We start from the raw sequence: 12,246 nt of genomic DNA on the forward strand, positions 1-12,246 counted from the left end.
AGTAGCGACAATCTCTTTTACACCGTCAATAGGGCATTGGCGGCTGTCGGGGATACCTTGGGAATTAAACTTAAACATAATGCTGCTTAATTTTGATTAGTTACTTAAAATAAATAGTCAATAATATTTTTAATATGAAAAAAATAATACAAATATTTTTATTGGTTTTATTTTCTGTCCAAGTTTTGGCACAGCAACAAAAGATTACTATTTTAAATGACAAATCAGGGACGAAACTAATAGTAAACGGAAAACCTTTTATGGTTAATGGTATGAACTGGGATTATTTTCCTATAGGTACTAACTATTCATATTCTCTATGGTCACAATCTGATGATATTATAAAGGCTGCTTTAGATCAAGAAATGCCTCTTTTGAAGAATATGGGTGTAAATGCAATAAGACAGCATATTGATATAACACCTAAATGGATACAATATATATACGAAAAATATGGTATATATACTATGCTTTATGATTCATTTGGACGTTATGGCTTGACAGTAGATGGAGTTTGGGTTCCAAATACAGATTATTCAGATCCAAGGACACGAGCTGTACTGTTGGAAGAAGCTAAAAGGCTTGTCAATGTTTACAATAATACTCCTGGTTTACTTTTGTATCTTTTGGGTAATGAAAATAATTATGGTCTTTTCTGGCAAGGTGCCGAAACAGAAGATATTCCTATCGAGAACAGAAAATCTACTATTCAGGCTGTACATTTGTACAAGGTTTTTAATGATGCTGCTGTAGAAATGAAAAAGCTTGGTGCTTCATGTCCTATTGCAATATGTAATGGTGATCTTTTGTTTCTTGATATTATATCAAAGGAATGTAAAGATATTGATATACTTGGTATAAACTGTTATCGTGGTGAATCTTTTGGTGATTTGTTTAGTAGGGTAAAAAATGAATATGGCAAGCCTGTATTATTTACTGAATTTGGTTCAGATGCATATAATGCAGTAACTCAAAAAGAAGCTCAAAAAGAACAGGCAGATATCCTTCTGAAGAATTGGGCGGAAATTTATCTTAATGCAGCTGGAGTAGGGAATAGCGGAAATTCTCTTGGCGGATTTACATTTCAGTTTTCAGACGGATGGTGGAAATTTATGCAAAATTCAAATCTTGACGTTCATGATACTAATGCTTCATGGGCCAATGGAGGATATTTGTTCGATTATCTAAAAGGAGCAAATAATATGAACGAGGAGTGGTTTGGTATATGTGCTAAAGGGAAACCTGATAGTCGTGGCATATACGAAGTTTATCCTCGTGCAGCTTATTATGTATTGAAAGATGTTCACCGTATAAACCCTTATGCACCTAATACAACTACAGCTTCTATATTAAATAAAATTTCAGAAATAAATGTGATGAGTTCTGTTCTTTCTGCAAGAAGTGACAAAGCTGCATTGCAGGGTGAAACTACAAGCCTGCTGCGTCTTAGTGAACTTCGAGGTGAGCTGTCAGCGATATATTCAGGTGCGAAAAATACTACAACCCCAAAATCCAGACCCGATAATCCTACTAGTTTTCCAAGTTCAACAGGTTTTGATAATATGGAATCTTTTTATGTAGGTGTCACCTCTAAACCTGCAGAAAATGTTGAGGCTGAAGTTACAGTCAATATATTGGGTAATGTTGCCGAAAATACTATTGACGAAATATTCTATGAAAATCGTGGACGTTCCAGATATATTTTAGACGGAAATGGTCAATATGTAGATTTGGGACCGTTGGAGCGTATCAAACTTTATAGCGTTAGTTTTGATTGGGATGGAGATCTGTTCAAAATGAATACATTTTTCCGTAAACCACATTATCATTGGGGATATGAAGGTGATTTTTTTGGAATGTATCAGGAAGCTAGTTATGGCGAAAATATGGATATATATGGTGGTGAAGCCCCTTTCGGTGCAGAAATTGAAGGAAAGCGTATGTTCAAAGGGTTGAAATTGGCTTTCGGACCTGAACTTTGGTGGGGAGCAAATCCTGCTATACTTTTGAAATATCAACGCAGTATCGGTAAATTCAATTTTGCAGGGGTGTTTCAGTATGATATAGCAAAGCGTGAAGGTACAACTACTTCGTATGCTATACCTTTACCTAAAAATACAAGAGCATCTTTGATGGTTGAAAGGACTTTAGGACGTTTCAATGTTGCTTTAGGTGGTTTATGGTCAGGGCAACCTTTGGTGGGAAGAACTTTCCAGGCTACTACGCAATACAGTAATAATGCTACAGTTTATCAGGATGTTATAAAAACAACAGATACTTTTGGTGGAAAGTTGAAAGTTACGTATACTGGAAGAAATTTCAGTGCATATGCTCAAGGAGCATTAATGGGACTTGTGGCTAGTGGCGGTGCAGATAATACTCTTACACTTACTGGATGGAGATTAAAGGATTGTGGCAGCGGTAATATGCAAAATGCGTTAGCAGGTTTTACTTATCAGTTGGGAAATTTTCAGATTGCACCGAATTTTATGTGGCAGAAACCGTTGGTTGGTCCTATGCCCAATGGTATTAATGCTCATGGGAGATTGAGGAATATTATTGATGATCCTTTTGCAGTAAGAAGTAATCGTGAGACTTTGGCCGGTGAGTTGCTTCTTACATTTGACCCTACTCCGGCTACATGGATGTACGATTGGGAAAACGATAACAACGAAGATGCTCCTTTTGCGGCTTCCTTGGACTTTGTTTATCGTCATCTCCCTACTTCGCAGGATGCTGCAATAGGTATATTGGCAGACGGACGTTCTACATTCGCTTTTGCAGGTTCTGCTCCTGCACATGATTTGTGGGAAACAAACTTAAAGGTCGCTTCAAGGGTATCAAGAGATTTCGGTATAATTTCAAATGTATATTTGGGTACAGCACAAGCAAATGGTGATGATGCCAGATTAATCAAACGTTTGGGAGCAGATGCCAGGATGATGTACAAGAAGTTCAAGCTTAATGCATTCGTGAAATTTAATGATTGGGGTCCGTACGACTATCATAAAGATTTCAACCTTACATTCCCGTTCCAGTGTGAAGTTGATTTGTCAACCAATTTGTTCAAACCTAAATGGTTGGGACCGATATCTACCTGTGTTGGAATAAGAGGCGCATTCAGGACTCTGGATAAATATTCTCCTCGCTATGTTGCAGGCTACGTTTCAGATGGTAATGGTGGCTTTGTAGAAAGTACAGACATAATAGGTGCCCCTCATGGCAATGAATGGGAAATAAGAACATACATTAGTTTTAGTCTTTTCTAATAATAGTTTTTTATGAACAAAATAAATAAAATATCACATAGTCTTCTAGCTGTTATTGTAGTGTCATCATTTGTTGGATGTACAAGGGAAATAAATACGGATGTATTGGCTACAAGTCCTGTCATGTCGGAAGTCTTTATTGATGCATTTGCATCCGATCTGCAATATCAGGCATGGGGAAAACCTACCAATTTAAGTCTCGATTCTGAAACCAAATATAGTGGGTCTGCGTCTTTGAAGATAGCAGTTCCTGATCCTACTGATTTTCTTGGAAACTGGGCCGGAGGAACATTCTACACAGAAGCAGGAAGAGATCTTTCCGGTTATGATGCTCTTACGTTTTATGCCAAATCTTCAATTCCAACAACTGTTGAAGTAGGTCTTGGCAGTTATGGAGACAATCCTGAATTTTCTGTGTCCTTGTCTGGAGTGAAAGTTGATGAGAACTGGAATAAGATTATCATTCCTATTCCTAATTCAGCAAAACTGACTTCTGAAAAGGGAATGTTCTATTATTCAGCCGGGGCTGTTGACGGAGCTGGTTATTCTGTATGGTTTGATGAAGTCAAATTTGAGCATCTTGGAACATTGGCTCACACAAGGATAGAAAATATGACAATGGCAGGATTTCCTTCAGGGGACATTGAGATTGAAACATTGACATGTTATGTGAATCTGCCTACTGGTGTTTTTCAGAAAATGACAGTCTCTTCTAAATATTTTACATTTGATTCTTCAAATCCTGATGTCGCTACGGTAGAAGGAAATGTAATAACTTTCCATGGAGCTAAAGATAGGACTGTACTTACTCCGAGAGAAGCAGAGGGCAGCATTACAATATCCGGTGTTTATGACTTTGCTCCTGTACCTGATAAGAACGAATATGACGTGATTTCTTTGTATTGCGACAGTTATACAAATACACTTTCTTCACCTTTTAATGGGTATTGGGCTCCTTATCAGACTACTACAAACAATGAAATAGCACTTGATGAAACCCAGCACATTATGCATTACGGTAATTTTAATTTTGTAGGTATAGTGCTTGATGAGGATGCTGAAACCATAGGCAAGACGTATGTTCATTTGGATATTTTGTTGCAGGATAAGGTAGATAATGCACAGATTGATATATCTGCGGACAGGTCAGCTGAAGCTGGTGATATAGCAGGAAAAATGACTGTAACTTTAGTGTCAGGAGAATGGGTTTCCATAGACATACCTCTTAATGGTGCGGAAGTCATACATCAATTACAGTTGGCTGTAACGTCAGGCTCCATTGCCTATAAGGATATTCTTGTGGATAATATTTATTTCTATTAAAAAAATAACGATATATGAAAAGATACAATATGATATTGTTTGGTCTGTTGAGCATTGTTTTCACTTCCTTTTTTGCGAGTTGTGAAAAAGATGGGGAAATGGCCAAAGACAATAAGGAATGGGTTTTGGTCTGGTCGGATGAGTTTGACACTCCAACGTCAAATAATCGTCCGGATCCGTCGAAATGGACTTATGAGAAAGGTAATTCCGGGTTTGGAAATAATGAACTTCAAAACTATACAAGCCGTGAAGAAAATGTACATTATACAACGTATAAGGGAGTAAGTTGTCTTGCTATTACAGCGTTAAACGATAATTACAATAATGTGCAGTATTCATCGGCAAGAATAAAGACCGAAGGATTGTTTGAGATTCGTTACGGTCGTATTGAGGCACGTCTGCTGTTGCCTTACGGTCCTGGGCTTTGGCCGGCATTTTGGATGTTAGGAAGTGATTATTCTGAAAATCCGTGGCCTGCATGTGGAGAAATTGATATAATGGAAAATAAAGGTTATCAACCGAATATTGTATCAAGTGCACTTCATATGCCTGGACGCTATAGTGGAAATCCTGTTACAAAGACATTTGGGTTTCAGGATAATAGATTTGATGTTGATTTTCATGTCTTTGCTATTGAATGGGATAAAGAAAAGATTGATTTTTATGTAGATGATGTGCTTTATAATAGAGTAAAAGCTATAGATGTTACTGACGGAGAGTGGGTTTTTGACCATCCTTTCTTTATAATACTTAATGTTGCCGTAGGAGGTACCTTCGGTGGAAATCCTACATCTGAAACAGTATTTCCACAAACTATGTATATAGATTATGTGAGAGCATATAAAAAGAATGAAGATACATTGGTAGAGGTAACCCCACCTTCTGGTGATGTTGAAGATCCTGACGCAAATCCAGATGGTAGTGGTGACAATCCTGGCGGTGGTGACAATCCTGATGAAGAAATTTCTTCAGATGGTACAATAAACGATTGGGATCACGATGACGAAGATAAAGGTTCTATAAATACAGATGCACAATAATTTTTAGTTTAATTTTTAAATGTATAATATATGAAAAAACGTAATTTATTTTTTAGTTTAATTGTTTTAGGTCTTGTTTCTTGTAACAATAATATTGAAAGTATCAGGATAGGTAATGATATGCTTTTTTCTGCAAAAGTTGATCACTATTCTAGTAGAGTCACTAATAATCAATGGGATGGTGATGAACTGATTGGAGTAAGTCTTGGAGGTGATGCTTCATATAGAACATACAATGTTACTGCTGCTGGTGAAATGAGTTCTGATAATCCTTATATATGGGAAGGAACAGCTGTTGATGTAAAAGCTTGGACTCCTTTAACTGAACAGCCTATTGATTTGAAAGATCAGAGCACTGAGGAAAAATTTTATAATTGTGATTTGCTGGCTTGTCAGACTAAAGCTGAATCTGCAAATGTACAACTGGCTTTCAATCATCAGATGACAAGAATGTGGTATATGATTCAAAACTATGGTGAATACACGGCTGAAGAAGCGCAAGCGGCTAAAGTCTATTTTATAGGTTATGGTTCAGTTACTTATGCTAATGGAACAATCGCTACTCAAGGTGAAGCAGACCAGCTTATATCTACTTGTCCTGCCGGAGAATTGACAGGTGAAGCGTTATTGGCACCATGTGAAATGTGGGGAAAACCATTGATAAGAGTTGAAATAGGAGGTGATGTACATATATATACACCAAGTCTGGATGTAGCAAGTGATACAGAAAAAAATACAGGAGTACTTGTTTCAGGATCAAGACAAATGTATTATTTACAAATTACTAAAAAGAAGATTTATGTAACCTTGGGTGCAACCATCAACGATTGGGGCTCTGAAGGCTCTGATAAGGGGCCGATTTATCCGGAAGCGCAATGATATCCTATAATAACTATGATATAAAGATATGAAACTATATAATTTATGTTTAGAACTGACAGCCTTGTGTATTGTTTCCTGTACCACTGAAAATAATCTTGATACAAGCAGGGATGGAAACATGATGTTTTCTGCATGTATAGGCGAGTTTGCAAGTAGGGTTATGAACAACGGTTGGGAAGGAGACGAAACAATTGCTGTTTGTATCGGTGAAACTGTAAAATCTTACAGCATTACGAATACTGGTACAATGAATACTGAAGAAGAAGGTTTTGTCTGGGCTGACGATGCTACATCAGTCAATGTTAAGGCCTGGACGCCTTATACAGAAACGTCTATTGATTTGACACAACAGACCACAGTTGAAAATTCATCAGATTGCGATTTGCTTGCTTGTGAAACTACAGCGACATCTGCAAATGTGCAATTGGCTTTTGACCATAAAATGACGAAAATGCAGTATATGCTTCAGACTTATACAGGTTATACTGATGAAGAAGCAAAGAATGCAAAGATTTCGTTTTTTGGATATGCTTCGGTAACATTCACTAATGGTATTGTTACTCCTGTAGGGAATCCTGATAATCTGATTCCGACATATAAAACGAGAGATTTCAATGGTGAAGCGCTTTTGGCTCCTTGTGACATGTGGGAAAGGCCATTGATACAAGTAGAAATTGGAGGGGATATTTATGTCTATACACCAAGTAACAGTGTTGCATCAGATGTTGAAAAAAATACAGGGGTGCTTGTTCCTGGAATAAGACAACAATATTTCTTACAGGTAAGCAAAAAGGGATTGCAGGTAACGATGGAGAGTGATCCTGTTAATTGGGGCGGTAATCAGGAAATTACAGACGTTGCTGATTCTAAGTTTAAGGCAGTAGTACCGAATGAAATTTTTCGTCTGGAGGGGTACTCTGTTACAGGTATTGAAGCTGATGGATTCATAAGTGATGCCACTACAGGTTTTTCTATTACATACACAAAAGGCACCGTTAGTGACGGTATTGATTTTGAAGGAATGTGCGATAGGAAACGTACAGTAGGCCCAAATGCGAATACAGTAACATTTAGTTTTACCAATATACGTTCTGATATAAAACTTGTGTATATGCGGAAATATATGGAAGTAGGTTATTATTTCTATAGTGACGGAACATACGGAGATACATATAAAGATAACCAGACTGTAGGTATTATATATAAAATAGGTCAACATAGTACAGATAATGTAAATAATTATCAAGGTACAGATATTACTGAGATACATGGCTATGTAGTTGCTTTAGATGATGAGAAAAACAGTAGCAGTACAAGTGCTTTTAAATGGAAAGAAGGAAAAGGGGGTTTATATAGTGATGAATATCCCGAAATTGGTATGGGTGGTGGTAATACTTCCAAATATATCGGTTATCAGAATACAAAATATCTCATTGATAAGGCCAAAACTCAAACAGAAACGACAGTACCGGCAGCATCTACTTCTACAGAAAAGAACTCTCAAAGTGTTATAAAAGGTACTTCCGGTTGGTATTTGCCTTCGCATACGCAATTGAAGGATCTGGAGTCTCTTGCAGATTTTTCAGGAGATGGATATACAGCCTTGGATGGTACATACTGGGACAGCTCGTTTGATAGTGATGCCAATGCTTATATAGTAGTATTTGGTAGTGGTGCAATAAGTAGTACAGATTTTTATAGGCCTGTGGATTCAGAGCAGAAAGTACGTCTGATACTTACATTCTAATAACTCATAATTATTTTTTTAAGTTATGAAACAATTATATTTACATATAAAACTTGCAGCTTTATCTATGTTGCTGTTTTCTGCCTGTACACAAGATGAAATAATGAATCAGGCAAATGTAGAAAGGCCTGTGACGGATGAGCTATTGAATATAGGCAGCGTTAATGTGAATGATTTTGCAGAAAACACAGAAAGTCGTGTGATAAACGACAGCAAGACGGTAACTTTTGAGGCTGGTACAAATATCAATGATGCTAATGGTGATGAATTAGGCGTATTGCTGATTGATGAATCAGGAAAGACTTATGCTAATGTGGCGTTCAAGTACGTAAATGAGAATGGTGAAAACAAATGGCTCAATAAGACAAATGAATATTATAGCAGCAAAATTAAAAAAGCTATTGCTTACTTTCCTTATACGGAAATGACTGATTTACCATCAACAATAGAAGAACTAAAAGAGATTTTTATAAATAAAGATGCCGGGTTTAAAGAGAAAGATTTGCTTGTATCAGAAGCAACAGAATTTAAAAAGGCAACTATGGATATAAATTTCACTCATGCTTTTTCTATGATTGCGTTTTCTGCAGAAGCAATTGCCACAACATCTAAAAATACAGAAGTGACATATTCATTGGAGTTATCAGATGTCGCTTTTTCTATTGGTGATAAATTATATACACCGGAACTGGTAAATGGCAGATATGTATGTATTGTTGATGTGTCACAGTTACAGAAAGATGATTTCAGGTATTTCTATACAGTGGATAATCAATCTTATGTGAAAACTATTAGTGGAAATCCAATAGAAATTGAGAGTAATAAGAGTTATACTTTCAAATGTCCTGTAAATCAGACAGGAACATCCGGTATTGCTGCAGGAGATTTTTATTGTGTGTCGTCGTCTAATGATGTATTGGTGCTTCCGGGAAATGCAGCCGGTGTTCCTGAAGGATGGACTTGTAAGGGAATAGTTTTTCATATAATGGATGAAAGTGGTAGTCCTAGTGAATGGAATACTTTCGTGACGAATAATGAATTGACTGAAAGCGACATCCCGGGATACAACGGAAAGCATGGTCTGGTGGTTTCTCTTATAAATGGTAAGAATTATGGTACTCCTACTGATAATATAACTTCTTGGAATAACTGTTTTACTGGTTATAATGGTTCTGAGAGTAAAGATTTGTCCAATGGTTATAAGATGACACAGTTGTTAACAGATAATGCTATTGGTAACAATATAACATTTATAGGATTGGATCTTCATAAAGATGAAACTATTGCTGGTACTACTTCATGGTATATACCATCGTTCAACGAACTTAAATATCTTGTGAGAGGTGAAAATTCAGGAACTCCATCTGGCGAAGGATTGGAATATGTTAATGGTCAGCTAAGTAAAATAAATGGAGAAGAGTTATCAGGAAGTATTCCTTCTGTTACTTTCATTAATAATAGTGATGGTTCTGGATTCTGTCTTATGCAATCAGACGGACAAGAGAATGGCTGGCATGGTATTCCTGGATCTGAAAAGATACGTCCTATTTTTGCGTTCTGAAAAAATAAATGTACAATACGATGAAGAAAAATCTTTTATATGCTGTGGCATTGGCTGCATCCCTGATTGGATGCAGTCAACCGCAGGACAATAATACGGAGATAGAGAACAAGGTAGAAGCTTTGCTTCAAAAAATGACAATTGAAGAAAAACTTGGTCAGATGAACCAACTCAGCCCTTGGGATTTTGAAGAACTGGCTGCACGCGTGCGCAAGGGTGAGGTAGGCTCCATCCTTAATGTTGTCAATCCGGAAGAGATAAATAATATACAGAAAATAGCCGTTGAGGAATCTCGTCTGGGTATTCCTATTCTTGTTTCGCGCGATGTCATTCATGGTTATAAGACTATTTTCCCTATACCGTTGGGACAGGCTGCTACTTTCAATCCTCAGATTGCTGAAGACGGTGCCCGTGTGGCTGCCATAGAAGCATCGGCAGACGGTATCCGTTGGACATTTGCGCCTATGATAGATATATCCCGTGATCCGCGCTGGGGACGTATCGCCGAAAGCTGTGGTGAGGATCCTTATCTTAGTTCTGTGATGGGTGCTGCCATGATTAAGGGGTATCAGGGAGATTCTTTGAATGACCCTACAGCCATTGCTGCTTGTGCAAAACACTTTGTGGCATACGGCGCTGCAGAAGGCGGTAAGGATTACAACTCGACTTTCATTCCTGAACGTGTGCTCCGCAACGTATATCTTCCTCCTTTCAAGGCTGCTGTTGAAGCCGGATGTGCCACTTTCATGACTTCGTTCAATGATAATGACGGTGTGCCTTCTACAGCCAACAAGTTTGTCCTGAAAGATGTTCTTCGTGACGAATGGAAATACGACGGTATGGTGGTGACAGACTGGGCTTCTGCTGCAGAAATGATTAATCATGGTTTTTGTACTGATGGTAAGGATGCAGCAGAGAAGTCTGTAAATGCCGGAGTGGATATGGAAATGGTGAGCGAAACTTTTATTAAAAATCTGAAACAGTCTGTTGCAGAGAAGAAGGTTTCAATGGAGACTATAGACAATGCGGTGAGAAACATCCTTCGTCTGAAATTCCGTTTGGGATTGTTTGAAAATCCTTATGTTGTCACTCCTCAGACTGTGAAATATGCCGATGCACATTTGCAGGTTGCAAAGACAGCGGCAGAGCAGTCGGTTATCCTTCTGAAGAATGATGCACAGACATTGCCGTTTACTGACAAGGTTAAGACTGTTGCAGTGGTTGGCCCTATGGCTGATGCTCCATACGAGCAGATGGGTACATGGGTATTCGATGGTGAAAAAGAACATACACAGACACCTCTGAAAGCTATCAGGGAAATGTATGGCGACAAGGTGAACGTAATCTTCGAACCGGGATTGGCATACAGCCGCGACAAGAATGTTTCAGGCATTGCAAAGGCTGTAAATGCGGCACGCCGTGCAGACGTTGTGGTATGTTTTGTAGGTGAAGAATCAATCCTTTCGGGTGAGGCTCATTCTTTGGCAAATCTTGATTTGCAGGGAGCACAGAGTCAGCTGATCAAATCGCTTGCTGCAACAGGCAAACCTGTGGTTACTGTATTTATGACGGGACGTCAGCTTACTATTTCTGATGAGGTTGAGGCTTCGGATGCTGTTCTTTACTCGTTCCATCCGGGAACAATGGGTGGCCCTGCCATTGCAGACATCCTTTTCGGAAAGGTAAATCCTAGCGGTAAGACTCCAGTTACATTCCCTCGTATGACAGGTCAGGCTCCAATCTATTATGCTCATAACAATACAGGACGTCCTGCAAATCCTACAGAGATGCTTATTGATGAAATCCCTGTTGAGGCCGGACAGACTTCTGTGGGATGCCGTTCGTTCTATCTTGATGCGGGAAATTCTCCTTTGTTCCCATTCGGATACGGTTTGTCATATACAAACTTTGAGTATAGTGACCTGAAACTGGCTTCTGATAAACTTACAGTTGACGGAGAGGTTAATGTGAGTGTAAACCTTAAGAATGCCGGCAAGTATGACGGTACTGAAGTAGTACAATTGTACGTACAGGATAAGGTTGGCTCTGTCACTCGTCCGGTTAAAGAGCTTAAGGCTTTCCAGAGAGTGGAACTTAAAGCAGGGGAGAGCAAAACTGTTACATTCACTCTTCCTGTATCTGATCTTGCTTTCTGGCGTTATGATATGACATACGGTGTGGAACCGGGAGACTTCAAACTGTGGGTAGGAACAAACAGTGCTGAAGGATTGTCGGCTGATTTTACAGTCATTGATTGATACTGATTATTGAAGCTTTGCAACTTCAGCGTTATAGTTGAAAATGCTTCTTTACTTTTGTAGTGTACTAAATAAGTTGACACAAATTATTTAGTAACATGCGTGAATATAGAAAGTATTCAAAAGAAGAATGTTTGTCTTATTTGGAGGAATATTTGTCCTCTTC

7 protein-coding genes are annotated in these 12,246 nt (G+C 38.2%); all 7 read left to right on the forward strand.

Translation table 11 applies throughout. From position 1 onward, the window contains the following. The first annotated feature begins 134 nt into the window (after nt 1-134). Genes H6A61_RS14260 through bglX form a run of 7 tightly spaced genes read left to right on the forward strand, consistent with a single transcriptional unit; the run spans nt 135 to nt 12,080 of the window. Nucleotides 135-3,269, forward strand: a complete 3,135-nt coding sequence (locus tag H6A61_RS14260; protein ID WP_204394532.1) for a glycoside hydrolase family 2 TIM barrel-domain containing protein — start codon at nt 135-137, stop codon at nt 3,267-3,269. Between the two features lie 12 nt (nt 3,270-3,281). Continuing rightward, a complete protein-coding gene (locus tag H6A61_RS14265) occupies nt 3,282-4,592 on the forward strand; it encodes a hypothetical protein (protein WP_204394534.1) in 1,311 nt (436 codons plus the stop codon). Between the two features lie 14 nt (nt 4,593-4,606). Continuing rightward, nucleotides 4,607-5,632 (forward strand): glycoside hydrolase family 16 protein, encoded by a 1,026-nt coding sequence (locus H6A61_RS14270; RefSeq protein WP_204394535.1) that lies wholly within the window; start codon nt 4,607-4,609, stop codon nt 5,630-5,632. Between the two features lie 30 nt (nt 5,633-5,662). Next, nucleotides 5,663-6,511 (forward strand): fimbrillin family protein, encoded by an 849-nt coding sequence (locus H6A61_RS14275; RefSeq protein WP_204394536.1) that lies wholly within the window; start codon nt 5,663-5,665, stop codon nt 6,509-6,511. A 28-nt stretch (nt 6,512-6,539) separates the two neighbouring features. Continuing rightward, entirely contained in the window at nt 6,540-8,261 is a 1,722-nt protein-coding gene (locus H6A61_RS14280; RefSeq protein WP_204394537.1) for a fimbrillin family protein, read from the forward strand. A gap of 25 nt (nt 8,262-8,286) precedes the next feature. After that, nucleotides 8,287-9,822, forward strand: a complete 1,536-nt coding sequence (locus tag H6A61_RS14285; RefSeq protein WP_204394538.1) for a fimbrillin family protein — start codon at nt 8,287-8,289, stop codon at nt 9,820-9,822. Between the two features lie 20 nt (nt 9,823-9,842). Continuing rightward, entirely contained in the window at nt 9,843-12,080 is a 2,238-nt protein-coding gene (gene bglX, locus H6A61_RS14290) for a beta-glucosidase BglX (RefSeq protein ID WP_204394539.1), read from the forward strand. Nucleotides 12,081-12,246 lie beyond the last annotated feature (166 nt).

Origin of the sequence: Bacteroides caecigallinarum (genome assembly GCF_016901995.1) — a bacterium.
Classification (GTDB): Bacteria; Bacteroidota; Bacteroidia; order Bacteroidales; family Bacteroidaceae; genus Phocaeicola; species Phocaeicola cellulolyticus.